The sequence below is a fragment of the Serpentinimonas maccroryi genome (assembly GCF_000828915.1).
GTDB lineage: Bacteria > Pseudomonadota > Gammaproteobacteria > Burkholderiales > Burkholderiaceae_C > Serpentinimonas > Serpentinimonas maccroryi.
On the sequence record NZ_AP014569.1, the window covers coordinates 2,365,837 to 2,385,818 of the forward strand.

Here is a 19,982-nt window from a genome sequence, read left to right on the forward strand (position 1 = left end):
CATGGGCGGCGGCAGGGCAAAAAGGCCCCGCACTCACGCCAAGCGCAACCCGCCAGCCGCGCGGCCCTTGCCGGCGCGCGCTGGCGGTTTGCACAGTCCGCAGACGTAGTAGCGCGCGTTCTCGTAGGGGTCGGTGACGAAGTGTCCGCCGCAGCAGGTGCAGCGGGTGCGCACCAGCATGTTGGCGGCCATGAACTTGCTCAGACGCCAGGCGCGGGTGAAGCTCAGCAGCGGCTCGATGCCGCAGATCTGCATCTGCTCGGCGTAGAGCTGGTAGGCCTTCATCACCACCTCGATCGAATCGAGGGCCACGGTTTTGTCGAGGTAGCCGGCGATGTTGGCGTAGAGCGAGGCGTGGATGTTGGGCTGCCAGCTCAGAAACCAGTCGGTGGAAAAGGGCAGTTGGCCCTTGCTGGGCGATTTACCCGCCACCTCTTTGTACAGGCGCAGCAGCTTTTCGTAGGACAGGTCGGTCTCGCTCTCGAGCACCTGCAAGCGCGCCCCCAAATGGATCAGCGCCACGGCGCGTTCGATGTCTTTGCTTTCGCTGACCAGGCTTTTGGTGGCGGTGCTCATGGTGCTGCTCCTAATGGCTGTGTGCTGCGTTGGGGGAGCGGGTTCAGGCGTTGGCCAGCCGGCCGGCCATGAGGATGCTGGCGTGCAGCTGCTGCGTGGTGTCGTTGCCGCTGCGCTGCGGGCCGTGGCGGCTGGTGAGCAGGCTCCAGACCATGTTCTCGTCGGCGCGCATGCGGCACAGCAAGGTGTTGCTGCTGGCAAGCTTGAGCACCTGCGCCGGCGAGAGCGCCGCGATCAGCTCGGCCGACTCCTCGCTCACGCCCAAGCGGTACACCGCGGCCGCCAGATCGTGGCGGATCAGCTGCTGCGCCAGCATCAGGTAGGTGAAGTTGACTTCGCGGATTTGCTCCAGCAGCGGATCGGGGGCAGAGGTCGGGGCGGTGGCGGGGATGGCGGTGGCGTTCATTTTCACTCTCCAGTTAGGGCCTCAAAACGTCTGCCGGTGGCACGGCGCTAAAACGTTGAAGCGATGAAATGGATTGTGAAAGCAGGCCAGTTCTACTTGAATCAGAAGACGGCTGGTGCGTGCGTCGGGGTTTGCGCCGGGCCTTGTAGGGGGATTGCTGACACGGCGCAGAGGGGGCGTGGCGCCAGGAGCGCCACCCTAGGCCTGATCCGCCTCGGGCGCGGCGCGCTGCAGCCGGGTGCTGCGCCAATACACGTCGTCGCCGCCGTCGGCGCGGTTGAGCACGCGCGCCAGCACGAACAGCAGGTCGCTCAGGCGGTTCAGGTACTGGCGCGGGGCCTCGTGCAGGGCTTCTTCGTTGCCCAGCGCCACCAGCTGGCGCTCGGCGCGGCGCGCCACCGTGCGGCAGACATGCGCCTGCGCGGCGGCGCGGTTGCCGGCCGGCAAAATGAACTCCTGCAGCGGCGGCAGCTGGGCGTTGTAATGCGCCAGCGCCTCGTCGAGCTCCAGCACGGCGGCGCTGCCGAGCAGCTCGTAGCCGGGGATGCTGAGCTCGCCACCGAGGTTGAAGAGCTGGTGCTGGATCGAATCGAGCAGCGCGCGCACCTCGGGCGGCAGCGCCTCGCACAGCAGCAGACCGAGCTGCGAGTTGAGCTCATCGACCTCGCCCATGGCGTGGATGCGCAGGCTGCTCTTGCTCACGCGCTGGTTGTTGCCCAGCCCGGTGGTGCCGGCGTCGCCGGTGCGGGTGGCGATCTGGCTCAGGCGGTTGCCCATGTTGGTGCTCCTGTCATAAATGCCCCTTGCGTGGCAGTAAAATGTATACTATGCTAAAAGATTGCAATCCAAGCAGCGCGTGGGAGTACTTTCAATAGGCACTTACATGACCCATAGCCAAACCCAGCCGTCACCCCCGATGCCGCTTAGCGCCTCACCGGCGTTTTTGGCGGCACTGCGCCAGTGCTTCGGCGACCAGTGCAGCACCGCGCTGGCCGTGCGCGAGCAACACGGGCGCGACGAATCGGCCTACATCGACGTGCCGCCGCCGGTGGCGGTGGTCTATGCCGAATCGAGCGCCGACGTCTGCGCCGCGGTGCAGTTGTGCGCCGCGCACCAGGTGCCGCTCATCCCCTACGGCGCCGGCTCCTCGCTCGAGGGCCAGTTGCTGGCGCTGCACGGCGGCATCAGCCTCGATCTGAGCCGCATGAACCGCGTGCTCGCCATCTACCCCGACGACCTGTGCGCCACCGTGCAGCCGGGCGTGACCCGAATGCAGCTCAACGCTGCGCTGCGCGACCAGGGGCTGTTCTTCCCCATCGACCCCGGTGCCGACGCCAGCCTCGGCGGCATGGCCGCCACCCGCGCCAGCGGCACCAACGCGGTGCGCTACGGCACCATGCGCGACAACGTGTTGGCGCTCGAGGTCGTGCCGGCCAGCGGCGTGCCGGCGCGCACCGGCACGCGGGCGCGCAAATCCAGCGCCGGCTACGACCTCACGCGCCTGTACGTGGGCAGCGAGGGCACGCTGGGCGTGATCACCGAGCTCACGCTGCGGCTGTACCCGCTGCCCGAAGCGGTGGCGGCGGCGGTGTGCTCCTTTGCCACGCTCGAGGCGGCGGTGCGCAGCACCATCGCCATCATCCAGATGGGCATACCGATCGCGCGCTGCGAACTGCTCGACGCCGCCACCGTGCGCGCCGTCAACGCCTACGCCGGGCTGGGCTTGCGCGCCGAAGCGCTGCTGCTGATGGAGTTTCACGGCTCGCCAGCTGGCGTGCGCGAGCAGACCGAGCTGGTGCAAGCCATCTGCGCCGAGCACCAAGGCAGCGCCTTTGACTGGGCCGACACGCCCGAGCAGCGCAGCCGCCTGTGGCACGCGCGCCACCACGCCTACTTTGCCGCCTTGCAGACGCGGCCCGGCTGCCGCGCCATCACCACCGACGCCTGCGTGCCCATCAGCCGCTTGGCCGACTGCCTGCTCGCGTCGGTGGCCGACGCCGAGGCCAGCGGCCTGCCTTATTTTTTGGTGGGCCACGTCGGCGACGGCAACTTCCACTTCGGCTACCTGATCGACCCGCACAGCGCCGCCGAGCGCGCCCAAGCCGAGGTGCTGAACCAGCGCCTGGTGGCGCGCGCGCTGGCGCTGGGCGGCACCTGCAGCGGCGAACACGGGGTGGGGCTGCACAAGATCGAATTTTTGCAGCAAGAATGCGGCCCCGAGGGCATCGCGCTCATGCGCGCGCTCAAGCAGGCGCTCGACCCGCAAGGCATCTTCAACCCGGGCAAGGTGTTGTCATGAACCCAGCCCCGGCACAGCCGGAAAAACCGGCGCACCCAGCGCACCCGGCAGGCCCGCTGCCCAACGGCGTGCCCACCGGCCTGCCATGGCTGGCGATCGCGCTCATCAGCGCCGCGGTCATCGGCGCCAGCCTGGCTGCCGGCTGGTACGCCTTGCAACTGGCGCAAAAGCGCATCACCGACCAGATGCACGCCAGCGCCTTCATCAAGACCGAGCGCCTGGCCGACTGGCACAAGGAACGGCTGGCGAAGGCGCAGCTCCTGCGGCAGCGCGAAAGCCTCGCGCGGCTCTGGCTGCAACACCAGCGCAAAGTCCCCGGCGAGGGCATGGCCCTGCTGGACCGCTTTTTGGTCGACTACGCCGAAGCGCCTTCGGTGCAGCGCATCGAGCTCTTTGACGCCACGCTGGCGCAGCTCTGGGACTCCAGGGGCCAGGCCGCGGCCCCGCACCCGATCCTGAACGCCGGCTTGGTCCAGGTGCTGGCGCAGCGCCGCGCCGCCGCCGTGGGGCCGTGGCGCGACGCGCAAGGGCGGGTGCGGCTGGCCTACGTCGGCCTGATCGCCCCCCCGGGCCAGCCGCTCGCGCTGGTGGCGCTGCACGTCGATCCGCCACCCCACTTCCACGCCGCGCTGCAGCAGTGGCCACTGCCCTACACTAGGGGCAGCGCGCGCCTGCTCACGCTGCGCGACGGCGCGGTGCAGTACTGGAGCGACCTGCCTGCAGAGGCACACCCCGTGCCGGGCTTCGACCCCGAGCGCGCTTTTGCCCAGCGCCTGCTGCGCGGCGAGATCGAAGTCGGGCAGGTGGTGCGCGGCCACGACGACCACGGGCGCCCGGCGCTGGCGCTGCTGCAGCCGGTGGCCGGGACCGACTGGCTGGTGCAAGTCGAAATCGACCGCGCGGCCGTGCCGGCCAGCGCGCGCGGCACCCTGATCGGGGTTATGCTGTTTGGGCTGCTGGCGCTGCTGCTGGCGCTCGGCGGCGCGCGCCTGCTGCTGCAGCGCAACCAGCTGGCTGTGGCCCGGCGGGCCATGGCCGCCTTGCAACGGGCGCAGGCCGATCTGAGCCGCAGCGAAGCGCACTACCGGCTGCTGGCCGAAAACGCCACCGACGTGGTCTGGCTCTACGACCTCGAGCCGCAGCGCCTGAGCTACATCAGCCCCTCGGTCCAGCGCCTGCTCGGCTACACGTCCGAAGAGCGCGAACAGCTTACCATCGAACAACTGTTCGAGCCGGCCTTGGCCACACAGGCGCGGCAGTTGATCGCCAGCCACGTGCAGCGCTTTGTCAGCGGCGATACCACGGAGGCGCTGGTGATCGAACTGCAGCACCGGCACCGCAACGGCGCGGTGGTGCCGGTCGAAATCTCGGCCCGGCTGCTGCTCGACGCCCAAGGCCAGCCGGCGCAGATCTTGGGCGTGACGCGCGACATCCGTGCGCGCGTGCTGGCCGAACGGCAACTGCGGCTGCTCTCGCAAGCCACCGAACAAAGCCCGGTGGCGGTGATCGTCACCGACGCCGAAGGCCAGATCGAATACGTGAACCCGGCCCTCGAGCGCATCAGCGGCTACCGCGCGGCCGAGGTGCTGGGGCGCAACCCGCGCCTGCTGGGCTCGCAGCGCACCCCGCGCAACACCTTTGTCCAGATGTGGGACGCCTTGCGCAGCGACCAGACCTGGCAGGGCGAGTTCATCAACACGCGCAAAGACGGCAGCCACTACCACACGGCGGTGTCCGTCGCGCCGCTGCGCGATGCCGCGCAGCGTGTGCTGCAATACGTGTCGGTGCAGATGGACTTGAGCGCGCAGCGCGCCGCCGAACAACAAGTCGAGCTGCTGGCCTGGTTCGACCCGCTCACCGGCCTGCCCAACCGCAAGCGCCTGCTGGCCGAGCTGCCCCAGATCCTGCGCCAGCGCCCCGGCAACGGCGAGCAGGCGGGCTTGCTGATCGTGAACGTGGACCGCTTCAAGGCCATCAACGACGCGCGCGGGCGCAACCTGGGCGACGCGGTGCTGCTGGCGCTGGCAGACCGGCTGCGCCTGCAGCTGGACCCGGACGAGCTGCTGGCGCACCTGAGCGGCGACGAGTTCGCACTGCTGCTGCCGCACCTGGGCCACGAGGCCCCGGCCGCCGCCAGCAGCTTGCTGCGCCGCGCCGCCCGCTGGCACCAAATGCTGGAGCAGCCGCTCGAAGCCGGGGGCGAGCGGCTGCGCATCACGCTGAGCGTCGGCGCGACCTTGCTTGGGGGTATGGCCGCCGAGCACCCGAGCGAAGCCTTGCACCACGCCGACACCGCCTTGCACCAGGCCCAAGAGGCGGGCGGCAACCAGACCGTGTTTTTCGACCCGCACATGGGGCAGTGGGCGGCGGAGCGCTTTGCCTTGGAACAAGACTTGCGCCACGGCATCGAGCAGGGCGAGCTGCGGCTCTACCTGCAGCCGCAGGTCGATGCCCAAGGCCGGACCGTGAGCGCCGAAGCGCTGGTGCGCTGGCAGCATCCGCAGCGCGGCCTGCTCAGCCCGGCGCTGTTCATCCCGCTGGCCGAAGAGTCGGGCCTGATCGAGCCACTCGGGCGCTGGATGCTGGAGCAGGTATGCGGCTGGCTCGGGCGGCTGCAGGCGCAAGGGCGGCGGCTACCGCTTTCGGTCAACATCAGCCCGCGCCAGTTCCAGCAGAGCGATTTTGGCGAGCGGCTGCAGGAGCTGCTGCAGCGCAGCCAAGCGCAGGCCGGCGACCTGATGCTGGAGTTCACCGAAAGCGTGGTGCTGCACGATGTGGAGCGCGTGATCGAACGCATGGCCGCGCTGGCGCGCTTGGGGCTGCGCTTTTCCATCGATGACTTTGGCACCGGCTACTCGAGCCTGTCGTACCTGAAGAACCTGCCGATCCACGAGCTCAAGATCGACCGCAGTTTCGTGCAGGACGCGCCGCACAGCCCGAGCGACGCCGCGCTGGTGGCGGCCATGCTGGCCGTGGCCAGCCTGATGAAGCTGCAGGTGGTGGCCGAAGGCGTGGAGACCGAGGAGCAGTCGCTGCTCTTTAGGCACCACCCCGGGGCGCTGATGCAAGGCTACCTGTTTGGCCGCCCGGAGCCGGCCGAGGAGCTGATCAGGCGCTGGCTGGCCCAGACCGTGGCCCCGGATGCCCCAGACGCCCCAGATGCGGCTTGAGCGTGGCCGCTGTGTCGGCCCCCGCGGCCAGGGGGGCGCTCCACGGGCATGGGGGGGGGGGGCGTTTGGAGCGCTTGGCTGGCTTGGGCGCTGGACTGGGGTTTAGGCCGCGCGCAGGCGCTCGATCAGGCCGTTGAGTTCGTCGAGCGAGGCAAAGGCGATCGCCAACTCGCCTTGCGCGGCACCGCCGCCACTGCGCCGGCTGGGGTTTTTGAGCCGCAACTCCACCCGCGCCGTAAAGCGGTCCGACAGTTCTTCTTCCAGCCGCAGCAGCTCGCGCGGCTTGTCAGCTGCCGGTGGCACGGGGGTGAGGCGGAACTCGGCCGAGAGCTTTTTCACCAGCCGCTCGGCTTCGCGCACCGACAGCGCCTTGGCGCTGATCTGGTGCGCGGCCGTGATCTGCGTCGCCCCCTCCAGCCCCAGCAGGGCGCGGGCGTGGCCCATTTCGATGTCGCCGGCCAGCAGCAGGGCCTGCACCGGCTCGCTCAAGTTGAGCAGGCGCAGCAGGTTGCTGGTGGCGCTGCGCGAGCGCCCCACGGCCTGCGCGGCCTGCTCGTGCGTCAGGCCAAACTCGCGCAGCAGGCGCTGCAAACCCTGCGCTTCTTCGAGCGGGTTGAGGTCTTCACGCTGGATGTTTTCGATCAGCGCCATGGCGGCGGCGGCCTCATCGGGCACGTCGCGCACCAGCACCGGCACCGTGTCCAGCCCGGCCAGTGCCGCCGCCCGAAAGCGCCGCTCGCCGGCGATGATTTCGTACACCGGGCGCGCGCCGCGCACCGCCTCGGCCTGCCCCTGCTGCGCCTGCCACACAGCCAAGCGGCGCTCGCCATCGCCTTGCGCCAGCCGGCGCACCAGGATCGGCTGCATGATGCCCTGCGCCTTGATGCTTTCGGCCAGCTCGTACAGCGCGCCTTCGTCCATGCGCGTGCGCGGCTGGTAGGTTCCGGGAACCAGGTCGATCAGCGCCAGCTGGTGCGGCTGGTCGCGCTGCGCCGGGTCTAGGCCCTCGTGGCCTTCGTCGAGTCGCGGCCCCAGCAGCGCTTCGAGCCCACGGCCCAGTCCTTTGGTTTTTTTGCTCAACATGGTTTGTGCACAGGGGTCAAGCCCAGCGGGCGATGGATTGGTAGAAGTTCACAGCTGCCCGATGCGCGCCACCATTTCGTGCGCAAACTCGACGAAGGCTTTGCTGCCGCGGGCGCTGGGGTCGAACACCACGCCTGGCTGGCCGTAGCTCGGGGCTTCGGCCAGGCGCACGTTGCGTGGGATCACGCTGTCGAACACCTTGGCGCCAAAATGCGCCTTGAGCTGCTCGCTCACCTGCTGCTGCAAGGTGATGCGCGGGTCGAACATCACGCGCAGCAGCCCGATCAGCTTGAGCTCGCGGTTCAGGTTGGCGTGCACCTGCTTGATGGTGTCGACCAAATCCGACAAACCCTCGAGCGCAAAGTACTCGCACTGCATCGGCACCACCACCCCATTCGCAGCGCACAGGCCGTTGAGCGTGAGCAGGCTCAGCGCCGGCGGGCAGTCGATGAGCACGAAATCGTAATCGGCATCGACCGCCGCCAGCGCCAGCTTGAGCCGTTGCTCGCGCTGCGGCAACTCGACCAGTTCGATCTCGGCCCCGGCCAGCTCGCGGTTGGCGCCCAGCACCTGGTAGCCGCAACCGGGCCCGGCCGGCACCACCGCCTGCGCCAGCGCGGCGCTGCCGAGCAGCACGTCATAGACCGTGCGCTCGAGCGCGCGCTTGTCCACGCCCGAGCCCATGGTGGCGTTGCCTTGCGGGTCCAGGTCGATCAGCAACACCCGCTGCCCGACCTGCGCCAGGCCCGCAGCCAAGTTGACGGCGGTGGTGGTCTTGCCTACACCGCCTTTTTGGTTGGCGACACAGAAGGTTTTGGCCATGGAAAACGTGGACGGCGAGCGATTGAGAGTACGGCTGGGGGCTGGCTGCGGCTGGGCGCGCTGCGTTGCCGTGGGGCAGAGTGTAAGCCTAGTGCAGCGCAAACACCCGTGCCTGTGGCTGCCTGCCAACGGCACGCATGGCACCAGCGCCCACCCAAGCTGCAGTTTGTTGATTCTGGCTTGCTTGTGGCCTTGCTCGATCTGGGCGCCGAGGAGGTGCAGCTAGACCGCACGCGCTTTGACAACGTGCTCGAGACCTTTGTGCTTGCGGAACTGCTCAAGCACACGACCACGGCAGAGGGCGACTATCGCCTGCTGCACTACCGCGACGCCGACCAGGTCGAAGTCGATGTGGTGCTCGAAAATGCCGCCGGGCAGTTGGTGGGGGTCGAGGTCAAGGCCGCCGCCACCGTCAAGCCTAGCGATCTGCGAGGGCTCAAGAAGCTCGCCAGCCTCGCGGGCAGCCAGTTCAAGCTGGGCGTGCTGTTGTACGACGGCGCCGAGACGCTGCCCTTGGGCGACGGAATCTGGGCGGTGCCGATGTCTACGCTGTGGGGGGCGTAGGGCTGACTCTGGGGAAAATCTGGTCTGACAACGATGGCCTACTGGACGCCGCCGCCGCCGACCTGCTGGCGCTGGGTGCGCGCCGCGATCGAAGCCGGCGCTGGCGCTTCTGCAGCCACTGACCGCATCGTTGTCATCAACGGCACGGCACCTCGCAGGGCGCGACGGTCTCAGCCTCTCTCAGGGCGTGGCCGACCGCTCTGCGGCATTGAGCCGCTCAAGCACCCGGCGCAGCGTCGCGTGCGCCAGTTCGCAGGCCGCGTGCACGTCGGTGTTGGCGGACAGGGCGGCGATCACACGCGGGTCTTGCAGCACGATGCGCGTGCGGCCGGGGCTGGACTCGGTCGCACCGCCGCCGCACGGCAGCAGCGCCGCGATGTCGGGCTCGGCCTCCAGCAGCGCGTGCGCCACCTTCGGGCTGCAGATGCCCAGCAGCTTCTGCGGGTGCGAGTCGATGCCGAGTTTGGCCTTCAGTGTGGCCTGCACATCGACTTCGCTGACGATGCCCATCTGCTCGGCGGCCAGCGCGGCGCGCAGCGTCTCAATGGCCGCCGGCAGCGGCTGGGCGAGTTCGACGGCAAAGGCGTAGGAGGGTATGTTCATGAGGGAGGCCTCCTTTGCTTACTGGACTGTGTTGCGCAGGTCGCGCGCAGCGCGCAAGGTCGCTCGCGTGGATTTCCGTCACGCCTGACTGCCTTGCACTTTCCGCGCGATCCTAGAAGAACGTCAGTATGCCATCATGTCAGCGTGACCCAGCAGCTCCATCCCGCGCGCAACCGCTTGAACCTCGACGAAGCAACCGAGGAACGACACCTTGAACACGGGCGCTCTGCTGCTCGCCCGCTTTCCGGTGTTGGCCGAGTTGCCGGCGGTACGGCTGACCGAGTTGCTGGCCGCCGCACCGCTGCGCCAAGTCCCTGCGGGCAGCGTGCTGTTCAAGACCGCTTGCCGTGCGAGGGTTTCCTGCTGGTGCTCGAAGGCAGCGTGCGCGTGGCCAAGACCTCGCCGAATGGCCGCGAGATCGTGCTCTACCGCGTCAGCCCCGGCGAGGCCTGCATCCTGTCGGGCGGACGCTTGCTGAGCGCGACCGCGTATTCGGCTCGAGGCGTCGCCGAAACCGACGCGACGCTGCTGTGCATCCCAGCCCACTTGTTCCAGGAGCTGATCCTGCAGCACCCTGCCTTTTTCCACTTCGTGTTCGACATGTATGGAGCCCGGCTGGCCGAGGTGGTTGGGCTGATCGGGGAAGTCGCGTTCCGCCGGCTTGACACGCGGCTGGCGCTGCTCGAGTTTGCACAGCAATAGGCTCACGGCAGTCGCCTACGGCATGCGCTGCAGCACGCCGTCGTTGAGGTGATAAACGGTGTCGAAGCCTGCGATCATGCGGTGATCGTGGGTGACGGCGATCACCGCCGAGCCGCGCTCGCGCGCGATCTTCTTGAGCAGGGCCATCACCTTGGTGCCGCGCTCGGTGTCGAGTGCCGCGGTCGGCTCGTCAGCCAGGATCAGCGGCGGCTCGTTGGCTAGGGCGCGCCCGATCGCCACCCGCTGCTGCTCCCCGCCAGAGAGGTTGGCTGGCAGCCAATCGGCGCGGTGCGCGATCTCAAGGTAGCCCAACAGCTCCTTCGCGCGCCGCGTCGCCTCGCGCCGGCTGATGCCGTTCAACTGCATCACCAGGGCGAGGTTTTCGATCGCAGTGAGGAACGGGATCAGGTTGTGCTGCTGGAAGATGAAGCCGATGTTGCGGCGGCGGAAGGCACGGTCATCGACCTCCGTCCAGCCGTTGTTGTAGATCTCCTGCCCGCCGACCACGATGCGCCCGGTGGTCGGCTCTAGGATCAGGCTGATCGCCAGCAGCAGCGTGCTCTTGCCCGAGCCGCTGGGGCCCAGCAGCGCCGCGAGCTCGCCTTCTTGGACCGCGAACGAACAAGGCTTGAGCGCCAGCACGACCGTCTCGCCGCTGCCGAAGGTCTTGGACACGCCCTCGACCTCGACGACCGGCTTTTGGACATCGACCAACGTCATCCCCCGAGCGCCAGTTGCGGCGGCGTGCGCAGCGCATGCCAGATCGCCATCCCGCTGGCCAGCACGCCGCCGACCAGCATCACGCCGAAGGTGATGGCGGTCTCATGGGCCAAGAAAGCTAGGCTGCGCGGGAAGCCGGGGGCGATCAATTCGCGCAGCCCGTAGGCGAGCGCGAAGCTGGCCAGCGTCAGCACCATCGACTGCTCCATGATCAGGCGCACGATCACCCAGTTGGACGCGCCGATCAGTTTGAGCGTGGCGATCGAGCGGATCTTCTCGATCGTCAGCACGTAGATGATGAGCGCGATGATGACGATCGAGACGATCAGCAGCAGCACGCGGAACAGCCCGAGCACCGCCGACATGCGGGCGAGCCGGCCTTCGAGCATCAGATCGCGCTGCTCTTCGGTGGTATAGACGTTGAAGTGCAGCCAGTCGCGGATGTGCTGCGCGACTCGCACGCCGTCGGCGCCGGGAGCCAGCCTCACCAACACCGCGTTGACCGTATCGCCTGAGGTCGACAGCAGCGGCAATAGGCGCGCGGCCTGCTCGGACGAGTAGCCGGCGCGTTCTAGGCGTTGGAGGTTGGCTGCGCGCGCCGCGACCAGTGCCCGGTTGTCCTGCTGGAACTGCACCTGCTGCGCATCGGGCAGCGACAGGTAGAGCAGCGGGTTGCCGCCGGAATCGACCGCGCCCTGCGTGATGCCGACCACCGTGTAGTCATGAATGCCCAAGCGCACCTTGTCGCCGAGGTCCAAGCCGAGCTTGCCATCGGCCACCAGTTCGTAGCGCGCCGCCTCGATGCCGCGCCCGCGCGCGATGCGCGCGGGACCGCCCAGACCGCCGAACACGTCGTAGCCAATGATCGTGAACTGCTGGTTCCTGGCGCCGATCTGGCGCTGCGCCGAGAAGATCACCAGCGGGCTGGCCTTGGCCACGCCCGGCGTCGCAGCCACGCTCTTGTGGCTGTCCAGCGGGATGCGCGAGCTCTCGTTGAAGGGCCCGCCGCGCCCGCGCTCGACGACCCACAGGTCGGTGGCCGTGTTGTCGATCAGCCAGACGCCGTCGGCGATGTTGCCTCGGTAGATGCCGTTCATCACCAGCACGATGGTCAGCAGCATCGCCACGCCGACGATGGTGGCGATGAACTTGCCGAGGTGGCGGCGGATGTCCTTGAGGGCGAGGTCCATGACGTGTCTTGCGTGGCGCTTTGGTCAGCGCGCGGGCGCGTCGAACGCTTTCACACGCATGCCGGCCTTGACGCCGTCGGCCGCGGCGACGACGCGCTCGCCGGCGGCCAGCCCCTGGGTGATCAGCGCCAGCCGCCCATCGCTGGCGCCGGTCTGCACGGGCCGGAACTCGGCTCGCGCGTCCACCACGATCAAGACACCTTGGCGGCCCTCACGGTCGCGGGTCAGCGCCGTCATCGGCACCGCGATGCCCGCCACCGCGCCGGTATCAACCGAGACTTGGGCCTCTTGGTCGATCGCGAAGCGTGCCGGCGGTTTGTCGAAAGCGATGTTGACTTCGAGCTCGCGCGTCGCGGCGTCGGACTGGTGGGTGATGCGTGCGACCTTGCCCGGCAACACCTCGCCACTGCGCATGCGGATGCTCGCCACTTGGCCGATCAGCACGCGGGCGAGCACCGACTCGTCCACGCTCATCGCCACCCAGAGCGTGGCCGGATCGACCATGCGCAGCAGCGTGCTGCCCGGAACGACCGTGGTGCCGACCTCGGCTTGGCGCGCGATGATGACGCCATCCATCGGCGCCACAATGCGGGTGAACGACAGCACGGCGTCGGCATAGCGGGCTTCGTGCTGCAGCGCGCTCGCTTCGGCCGCGCGCGCGGCGTGGGTCGCGCGCGCGTTGTCTAGGTTGGCCTGCGCGGCGCGCAACGCGGCGTCGGCGCCATCGAGCACGGCCTGCGAAACAAACCCGCTGCGCAGCAACTCGGCGTCGCGCTGTTGCTTGCTGCGCGCCAGCTCGAGCTCGGCCTGCGCCTTGGCGACGCTCGCCTTGGCCGCGTCGACGTTGCGCGCCAGCGCCGTCTGCTGGGCGCCGACCACACCGCGTTTGGCAGCGAGGTCGCGATCGTCGAGCTGCACGAGCGCTTGACCGCGCCTAACCTCGTCGCCTATGTCCACGTTGACCTGCTGCACCGTGGCCGTGATGCGCGCGGCCAGCGTCACCGGCACGCGCGCCTGCAGGGTGCCGGGGCCGACGACGCGCTGGGCCACCGTGCCCTGCACGGCCTCGACGATCGGCACTGCGACAGCCCGTCCGAAGTGCCAATAGCCGGCCCCCGCTGCGACCACCAGCACGAGGCCGACGACGAGCGCCGGGACGCGCCGCTTGCTTCGTTTCACTGACATACGACCTCAGGCACCCTGCTCGTTAGGCGTCAACTCTCCGCTCGCTTCAGCACGCAGCGTGCTGGGCGTCTGCTTAAACTTGGGCATGCAGAACAGCAGGCTCGACGACAGGCAGTTGGCCACCGCCGCGCCGATCAGGCGGGCTGCGTTCGGACCAGCCGGGTGCCCGAGCCGCTCCGGTTCGTCGAGCAGCAACTCATCGACCCCGGGCCAATCGAACTTGACCCGAAATTCATAGTCGCTTTGCTGCTCCAGTTCGAGTTTAAATGACGGCATTTCGCTCATGGCATGGCCCTTTTTTTCAAAACTCGACACCAACGGTATGTCGGCGGTTGATTGTACTTGGGGCCGCTGGGCACGGTCTGCAACCAGAGTGGCTGATGGGGGGTGCGTTGGTCGAAGGCAGCGCGAGCCCGCAAGGAGCCTCAACGTCGGAGCGCCGACGCCGTTTCACCCGCAGCAGGTGCGCGCTGGATATCTATGATTCGGCGATGCCTTCCCATCTAAGGGGCCAGAACCAGCGAGCGCAACTGCGGCGGTTTGCCGGTCACACCGGTCCTGCTGCTGGCCATCCTGCCCCCGCCTCACCCCCCCACCCCCAGCAACTGCTGCAGGCGCGGGCTGGTGGTGGTGTATTGCAGCAGCTGGCGTTGGCCGGGGCGCAGTTGGGCGGCGGCGGCGAAGGCGGCCAGGGTGGCTTCGTGGAAGGCGCAGACGATGAGTTTGCGCTTGCCGGGGTAGTGGTTGATGTCGCCCACGGCGTAGAGGCCGGGTTCGGCGCTGGCCATGGTGGCGCTGTCCACGGGCAGCAGTTTGCGCTGCAGCGCCAGCTCCACCGCCGCCGCATCGCCCCCGTACACCACGACGTGCCGTGCAGTGGCCAGTGCGGCCTTGGTGGGCCGGCCATGGTAGCAGACTTGGACTGGCGCGCTGTGCTCGAAGGGTTCGAGCTCGGGCAGGGCTTCTTTGCGTGGCACAAAGGCGCCGACGCCGGCGGCGATGAACACCGTGGGCGCCAGCCACGCCTGAATGTTGTTTGGCCCGTTGTTCTGCCCATTGCTGCGCACCAGCCAGCGCCCGTCGGGCTGGCGCTGCACGCTGCTCACGAGCTGACCCAGATGCAGCGGCGGGTTGAAGGGGCGCAGCTGCTGCAGCAGGCGCTCGGTGAGCTCGCGGCCGCTGCACACGGGCAGGCCGGGCAGGTCGTAGATCGGTTTGTCGGGGTAGAGCGCGGCGCACTGGCCGCCGGGCTCGGGCAGCACATCGACCAGGTGGCAGCCTATCTCTTGCAGCCCGAGCTGAAAGGCCAAAAATAGCCCAGCCGGCCCGGCCCCGATGATCAGAGCCTCGGTTTCGATGGGCGGTGGCGTGGCGGCCAAGGGGAGTTGTCAGCGTTTGAGCAGAGGCAGCTTGCCGGTCATGTCTTTGTGGTCATCGGCGTCGGGCAGCGGTGACTTGCGCTTGGTGATGCTTTTCCAGCCTGGCAGGCGCGCCAGTTCGGCATTGAGGGCGATCATATGCTGCTGGTCGTTGGGCACGTCTTCCTCGGGGTAGATGGCGCTCACCGGGCACTCGGGGATGCAGACGGCGCAGTCGATGCACTCGTCGGGGTCGATGGTGAGGAAGTTGGGGCCTTCGCGGAAGCAATCCACGGGGCAGACATCGACGCAGTCGGTGTATTTGCAGGCAATGCAGGCTTCGGTAACTACGTGGGTCATGGCTCGGTGACTCGGTGGCTCGGGGCGCGGGCTAAAGGACGGGGAAGGGCGAAAGCTCGGATTTTAGGGCTTCGGGGTGCGCCCGTGAGGGGTGCGCCCGTGAGGGGGGCGCCCGTGAGGGGGGCGCCCGTGAGGGGGGCGCCCGTGAGGGGGGTGGTCAATCCAGTAGCACGGCGGCGGCGGTGCGGTGGCTGGCGCTGTCCACCAAAATCAAGGCCCCGAGCGCGCGCGACTGCGCGTAGCCCAGCGCCGGCAGCGGCGCTTGCAGTTGCAGCTCGACGCGGCCGATGCCGTTGGCTTCCAGCCGCTCGGCGCTCTGTTGCTCCAGCGTGTGAATGTCGAGCCGGTGCAGCACCCGCGTGACCTTGGCCTTGACCCAGCGGTGCTGGTGCAGCGCCCAGTACAGGCGCCCGGGTTGCAGGGGTTCGTCGTCGAGCCAGGCCAGGGTGGCGCTTAAACCCAGATTTTCCATTAGCCCCGCCAGCCCCGGTTGAGCGAGAATGAAGCGGGGAGTTGGTGGCTGATACTGGGCGGAGGTTCTAATGGAAACCATTAGCCGAATCCTTTGCGGATCATTTGGTTACGTGAGGGTTGCATGAGTCGCGTGCTATCTGGGGATGGGTTCTCGGTCGGTTTTACGGATCGCGAAGTGACCGCGTGGGGTGGTCTGGCGCTTCTGAAGCGGATGCTTGACAGCATGGAATTCCAGCAAGCGGTCGCGGGATGGGGATTGCCGGAGTCGGGATCGAATCGGGGGTATCCCGCCTTGCAACTGGTCGAGCAATTCATCGTCTCGATCTGGTGCGGAGCCTGCCGCTTCGCCCATGCCGAGGTCGTACGGCTGGACCGCACGCTGACCCGGCTGTTCGGGTGGAAATGCGCAGCGGAGTTCAAAGCCATCCAGCGGTTGTTTGCGCGCTTCGACATGCTGGCCAATGAGCGCGTGCTGGCCGAGTCTTATCGATGGTTCTTTGGCAAGCTGGCATCGCTGTCCAGACTGACGCTTGATCTTGATTCCACGGTCGTGACGCGCAACGGAGAGCAGGAAGGGGCGAGCCGGGGCTACAACCCCGCCAAGCATGGCCGGGCAAGCCACCATCCGCTGCTGGCCTTCGTAGCGCAAGCCCGCCTGGTCGCCAACTTCTGGCTCAGACCGGGAAACGCCGCCAGCGCCAACAACGTCCTGCAATTTCTCGAACCCACGCTGACGCACCTGGGCGACAAGGTCGTGGGGCTGTTGCGCGCCGATAGCGGATTCTTCGACAACGCCTTCCTGACCGTCCTCGAAGCCAAGCAAATCCCCTACGTGATCGCCGCCAAGCTGACCCAGGCGTTGCAGCGCACGATCTATCAGACGGGAGGCTGGTGGGCACTGGAAACGGGACTGGAACTGACCGAGCTTCGCTATCAGGCGCAAGGCTGGGCCGCACCCCGGCGGATCATCGTGGTGCGCCAGTCGGTCAAGCGCAAGACTGCGCCCGGAAAGAGCCTGTCCCTGTTTGCCGACGACCCGGACATCCAGGGCTGGCGCTATGGGGCCTTCGTGACCACGCTGGAATTGCCGATGCTCGAGGTCTGGCGCCTCTACCGGGGGCGTGCGGACTGTGAGAACCGGATCAAGGAGTTGAAGGCCGATTTCGGGCTGGATGCCTTCAACATGCGCGACTTCTGGGCGACAGAGGCCGCCCTCGGCTTTGCCATGCTGGCCTACAACCTGATGAGCGTCTTGCGCCAGGCCGTGATGAGAAGCCAGGTTCAGCATACTCTTTCCACCCTGCATGGGCTGGTTCTGGCTATCGGCGGCTCTTGGGACAAATGCAGCGACAAGAGCCATCTGCTCCTATCCCTTCCGCGTCGAAAACGCGACTGGTTCTCCGGCCTCTGGGCCAACGCTTCGCGCCCTCCTACCATCAGCTTCGCCCCTCAAAGTGGCTAATGGAAAATCTGGGTTAAAGCGGATCACGACGGACGCGACGCCGACCTTTGCACGCTCATTACGGTCGCCCTGCAAAACGGCGGCCTGATCTCCCAGAACAAGCGCAAGTCATACGCCGACCGTGTGCCTGAACGGGTGTTCGATGCCATCGATGCGCTGTGCACAGCGCGGCTGGCGGCCAAGGGTTCAGACGCCGCCGCGCCGCCGCATCCAGACCAAGCAGCGCTCGGCGTCTAGGCCGGGCACGCGCACCGGTTCCACGTGAAACACCTCGATTTCGGGCGGCAGCGCCGCGATTTCGTCGTGCGGCACCTTGCCCTTGAGCGCCAGCCACAGCCCCTGCGGTGCCAGCGCCCCCTGCGACAGCCGGGTGAAATCGGCCAACGAGGCGAAGGCGCGCGACAGCACCAGATCGTGCGGCTGCACGATGTGCTCGACGCGCGCGTGCTGCCCCTGCAGATTGGGCAGGCGCAGCGCCGCCGCCACTTGGCTGATGAACAGCGCTTTTTTGGCCACCGCATCGACGCAGCGCAACGACAGCACCGGGCAGGCAATGGCCAGCACCGCGCCCGGCAGGCCACCGCCCGAGCCCACATCGAGCAACCGTGGCGCGTGCGGCAGATCGAGCGCGCTCAGCTGGCGCTGCACCGGCACGCACACCGCCAAGCTGTCGAGCAGGTGGTGCGTGAGCAGCTGCTGCGGCTGGCGCAGCGCCGTCAGGTTATAGACCCGGTTCCACTTGGCCAGCCAGTCGGCGTAGTCGAGCAGGGTTTGCTGCTGCGCTGCGCTCAAGCTCAGCTGCAAGGCGTCGAAGCCGTCGCGCAGGCCTGCGGCGAGCGGGTGGCTCATGCGGCGCCGGTGGCAGCAAAGTCGCGGCTGCGGCTGCGCTTGAGGTGGATGAGCAACAGCGAAATCGCCGCCGGCGTGACGCCCGAAATGCGCGCCGCTTGGCCCAGCGTCTCGGGGCGCTGCGCCGTGAGTTTTTGCCGCACCTCGATGCTCAAAGCCGTCACCTGGTGGTAGTCCAAGTCTGCCGGCAGGCGCAGGTTTTCGTAAGCGGCGCTGCGCTCGACCTCGTCGCGCTGGCGCTCGATGTAACCGGCATACTGGGCGGCGATTTCGAGCTGCTCGACCACGGCCTCGTAGTCGGCGCCCAAGGTTTCACGTGAAACCAAGGGGCGCGGGTCATCAGTCACGTCCACAGCTGGGGACGGCCGCCAGCGCCCGCCTTCTAGGCTCAGCAGCGCCTCGTAGCCCACACCGGGGCGGCGCAACAGTTCGAACAGAGGGTACTCGCGCTCGATCGCCTTGCCCAGCACGCGCTCGGCCTCGGGCGCCGACAGGGTGCGCGGATGGACCCAAGTCGATTTTAGGCGCTCGCTCTCGCGCGCCAGCGCGTCGCGTTTGCGGCTGAAGGCGCTCCAGCGGGCGTCGTCCACCAAACCCAACTCGCGCCCGATTGCGGTCAGGCGCAGATCGGCGTTGTCTTCGCGCAGTTGCAGCCGGTATTCGGCGCGGCTGGTGAACATACGGTAGGGCTCGCTCACGCCCTGGGTCACCAGGTCATCGACCAGCACGCCCAGATAGGCCTGATCGCGCCCCGGCAACCACGGCTGCTGCCCGCGCACCTGCAAGCCGGCGTTGAGCCCGGCGTAGAGGCCCTGCGCCGCCGCTTCCTCGTAGCCGGTGGTGCCGTTGATCTGCCCGGCAAAAAACAGGCCGCCGATCTGGCGCGTCTCGAAGCTGCTGCGCAGCGCGCGCGGGTCAAAATAGTCGTACTCGATGGCGTAGCCGGGGCGCAGGATGTGCGCGCGCTCCAGGCCCTCGATGCTGCGCACCAGCGCGAGCTGGACGTCGAAGGGCAGGCTGGTGGAGATGCCGTTGGGGTAGAACTCGTGCGTGCTCAGGCCCTCGGGCTCGAGGAAGATCTGGTGGCTGCCCTTGTCGGCAAAGCGCTTGACTTTGTCTTCGACGCTTGGGCAGTAGCGCGGCCCCACGCCCTCGATCTGGCCGCTGTACATGGGGCTGCGATCAAAGCCGGAGCGGATGATGGCGTGCGTGCGCTCGTTGGTGTGCGTGACCCAGCACGGCAGCTGGCGCGGGTGCATCTCGGGGCGGGCCATGAAGCTGAACACCGGCAGCGGCCGCCCGGCGCTGTCGGAGCCCGGCATGCCGTCGCCGGGCTGCTCGACACAGCGCGCAAAGTCGATGCTGCGACCATCGAGCCGCGGCGGCGTGCCGGTTTTGAGCCGCCCTTGCGGCAGTTGCAGCTCTTTGAGCCGCGCCGACAGGCGCTGCGCCGGCGCCTCGCCAGCGCGGCCGCCGGGGTGGTTATCCAGCCCGATGTGGATTTTGCCATCCAAAAAGGTGCCGGCGGTCAGCACCACGGCGCGGGCGCGAAAGCGGATGCCGGTCTGCGTCACCACGCCGGCCACGCGCGCGCCGCTGCCGTCGCCGTCCAGCAGCAGGTCATCGACCGCTTGCTGGAACAGTTGCAAATGGGGCTGGTTTTCCAGCCGCTGGCGGATCGCGGCTTTGTACAGCACCCGGTCGGCCTGGGCGCGGGTGGCGCGCACCGCCGGCCCCTTGCTCGAGTTGAGGATGCGAAACTGGATCCCGGCGGCGTCGGTGGCCAGCGCCATGGCGCCACCGAGCGCATCGACTTCGCGCACCAGATGCCCCTTGCCGATGCCGCCGATGCTGGGGTTGCAGCTCATCTGGCCCAAGGTCTCGATGTTGTGCGTGAGCAGCAAGGTGGCGCAACCCATGCGCGCCGCCGCCAGCGCGGCCTCGGTGCCGGCGTGCCCGCCACCGACCACGATCACATCAAATTCTTCCGGGTACCACATGGGGCTCACAATCTAGGGCCTGGGGTTGCACATGCGCAGCCAGCCATCCGGGGCTGGGCTGCAGGCTGACGATTGTACGAGTCGGGGGCGGTTTCACGTGAACGATGGTGCAGTGCCATTGTGTATGGCCGAGTATCGTGATTGAGCGCGCCTCAGCCT

The 19,982-nt window shown here is 67.9% G+C and carries 20 protein-coding genes and 1 pseudogene; 5 read left to right on the forward strand and 16 right to left on the reverse strand.

The window, feature by feature from the left end; translation table 11 throughout:
- Positions 1-33: 33 nt before the first annotated feature.
- From flhC to SMCB_RS10915, 3 genes are all read right to left on the reverse strand, one after another.
- Positions 34-576 carry a flagellar transcriptional regulator FlhC gene (flhC, locus tag SMCB_RS10905; protein ID WP_045536993.1) on the reverse strand — a complete coding sequence of 181 codons (543 nt, stop codon included), beginning with the start codon at positions 574-576 and terminating at the stop codon, positions 34-36.
- A gap of 43 nt (positions 577-619) precedes the next feature.
- Positions 620-982 carry a flagellar transcriptional regulator FlhD gene (gene flhD, locus SMCB_RS10910; RefSeq protein WP_045536995.1) on the reverse strand — a complete coding sequence of 121 codons (363 nt, stop codon included), beginning with the start codon at positions 980-982 and terminating at the stop codon, positions 620-622.
- Positions 983-1,180: 198 nt separating this feature from the next.
- Positions 1,181-1,759, reverse strand: a complete 579-nt coding sequence (locus tag SMCB_RS10915; protein ID WP_045536997.1) for a cob(I)yrinic acid a,c-diamide adenosyltransferase — start codon at positions 1,757-1,759, stop codon at positions 1,181-1,183.
- Positions 1,760-1,865: 106 nt separating this feature from the next.
- On the opposite strand from SMCB_RS10915, the gene SMCB_RS10920 reads away from it, so the two are divergent.
- Together SMCB_RS10920 and SMCB_RS12245 are read left to right on the forward strand one after the other, a co-directional pair.
- Complete coding sequence (locus tag SMCB_RS10920; RefSeq protein ID WP_045536999.1) at positions 1,866-3,281, forward strand: FAD-binding oxidoreductase; 1,416 nt, start codon at positions 1,866-1,868, stop codon at positions 3,279-3,281.
- A complete protein-coding gene (locus SMCB_RS12245) occupies positions 3,278-6,451 on the forward strand; it encodes an EAL domain-containing protein (RefSeq protein WP_052468509.1) in 3,174 nt (1,057 codons plus the stop codon). Before SMCB_RS10920 ends, SMCB_RS12245 begins: the two co-directional genes overlap by 4 nt.
- A gap of 102 nt (positions 6,452-6,553) precedes the next feature.
- Here SMCB_RS12245 and SMCB_RS10930 read toward each other — a convergent pair whose 3' ends face one another.
- Positions 6,554-7,534 carry a ParB/RepB/Spo0J family partition protein gene (locus tag SMCB_RS10930; RefSeq protein ID WP_045537001.1) on the reverse strand — a complete coding sequence of 327 codons (981 nt, stop codon included), beginning with the start codon at positions 7,532-7,534 and terminating at the stop codon, positions 6,554-6,556.
- 48 nt (positions 7,535-7,582) lie between these two features.
- Positions 7,583-8,356: a ParA family protein gene (locus SMCB_RS10935; RefSeq protein ID WP_045537003.1), complete on the reverse strand. Its 774-nt coding sequence runs from the start codon at positions 8,354-8,356 to the stop codon at positions 7,583-7,585.
- Between the two features lie 186 nt (positions 8,357-8,542).
- On the opposite strand from SMCB_RS10935, the gene SMCB_RS13140 reads away from it, so the two are divergent.
- Positions 8,543-8,920 carry a DUF4143 domain-containing protein gene (locus SMCB_RS13140; protein WP_231851294.1) on the forward strand — a complete coding sequence of 126 codons (378 nt, stop codon included), beginning with the start codon at positions 8,543-8,545 and terminating at the stop codon, positions 8,918-8,920.
- Between the two features lie 180 nt (positions 8,921-9,100).
- On the opposite strand, the gene SMCB_RS10945 is transcribed toward SMCB_RS13140, so the two are convergent.
- On the reverse strand, positions 9,101-9,523 hold the full coding sequence (locus SMCB_RS10945; RefSeq protein WP_034114093.1) for a DUF302 domain-containing protein: 423 nt from the start codon (positions 9,521-9,523) through the stop codon (positions 9,101-9,103).
- A gap of 123 nt (positions 9,524-9,646) precedes the next feature.
- Entirely contained in the window at positions 9,647-9,859 is a 213-nt protein-coding gene (locus tag SMCB_RS12890; RefSeq protein WP_052468511.1) for a hypothetical protein, read from the reverse strand.
- A 6-nt stretch (positions 9,860-9,865) separates the two neighbouring features.
- Between SMCB_RS12890 and SMCB_RS12895 the strand changes: the two genes are divergently transcribed.
- Entirely contained in the window at positions 9,866-10,225 is a 360-nt protein-coding gene (locus SMCB_RS12895; protein ID WP_052468512.1) for a Crp/Fnr family transcriptional regulator, read from the forward strand.
- A 15-nt stretch (positions 10,226-10,240) separates the two neighbouring features.
- Here the strand turns inward: SMCB_RS12895 and SMCB_RS10955 are convergent, their stop codons facing one another.
- The 7 genes and pseudogenes from SMCB_RS10955 to SMCB_RS10990 all read right to left on the reverse strand — a co-directional run.
- Positions 10,241-10,945, reverse strand: a complete 705-nt coding sequence (locus SMCB_RS10955) for an ABC transporter ATP-binding protein (RefSeq protein ID WP_045537005.1) — start codon at positions 10,943-10,945, stop codon at positions 10,241-10,243.
- A complete protein-coding gene (locus SMCB_RS10960) occupies positions 10,942-12,135 on the reverse strand; it encodes an ABC transporter permease (RefSeq protein WP_034114097.1) in 1,194 nt (397 codons plus the stop codon). Before SMCB_RS10960 ends, SMCB_RS10955 begins: the two co-directional genes overlap by 4 nt.
- A gap of 24 nt (positions 12,136-12,159) precedes the next feature.
- Positions 12,160-13,320, reverse strand: coding sequence for an efflux RND transporter periplasmic adaptor subunit (locus SMCB_RS12255; protein ID WP_082027370.1), 1,161 nt, complete (start codon positions 13,318-13,320; stop codon positions 12,160-12,162).
- A gap of 6 nt (positions 13,321-13,326) precedes the next feature.
- Positions 13,327-13,605 carry an OsmC family protein gene (locus SMCB_RS10975; protein ID WP_034114106.1) on the reverse strand — a complete coding sequence of 93 codons (279 nt, stop codon included), beginning with the start codon at positions 13,603-13,605 and terminating at the stop codon, positions 13,327-13,329.
- A gap of 299 nt (positions 13,606-13,904) precedes the next feature.
- Positions 13,905-14,699 carry an NAD(P)/FAD-dependent oxidoreductase gene (locus SMCB_RS10980; protein ID WP_045537010.1) on the reverse strand — a complete coding sequence of 265 codons (795 nt, stop codon included), beginning with the start codon at positions 14,697-14,699 and terminating at the stop codon, positions 13,905-13,907.
- Between the two features lie 9 nt (positions 14,700-14,708).
- On the reverse strand, positions 14,709-15,038 hold the full coding sequence (gene fdxA / locus SMCB_RS10985; RefSeq protein ID WP_045535622.1) for a ferredoxin FdxA: 330 nt from the start codon (positions 15,036-15,038) through the stop codon (positions 14,709-14,711).
- A gap of 157 nt (positions 15,039-15,195) precedes the next feature.
- Positions 15,196-15,495 (reverse strand): annotated as a pseudogene (locus SMCB_RS10990) (elongation factor 1-alpha C-terminal domain-related protein); the annotation flags it as partial.
- Positions 15,496-15,633: 138 nt separating this feature from the next.
- Between SMCB_RS10990 and SMCB_RS10995 the strand changes: the two are divergent.
- Positions 15,634-16,974, forward strand: a complete 1,341-nt coding sequence (locus SMCB_RS10995) for an IS1380 family transposase (protein WP_045537014.1) — start codon at positions 15,634-15,636, stop codon at positions 16,972-16,974.
- Between the two features lie 186 nt (positions 16,975-17,160).
- Here SMCB_RS10995 and rsmG read toward each other — a convergent pair whose 3' ends face one another.
- Both rsmG and mnmG read right to left on the reverse strand, forming a co-directional pair.
- Positions 17,161-17,823, reverse strand: a complete 663-nt coding sequence (gene rsmG / locus SMCB_RS11000) for a 16S rRNA (guanine(527)-N(7))-methyltransferase RsmG (protein ID WP_045537015.1) — start codon at positions 17,821-17,823, stop codon at positions 17,161-17,163.
- Entirely contained in the window at positions 17,820-19,823 is a 2,004-nt protein-coding gene (mnmG, locus tag SMCB_RS11005) for a tRNA uridine-5-carboxymethylaminomethyl(34) synthesis enzyme MnmG (RefSeq protein WP_045537016.1), read from the reverse strand. Before mnmG ends, rsmG begins: the two co-directional genes overlap by 4 nt.
- Between the last annotated feature and the right edge of the window lie 159 nt (positions 19,824-19,982).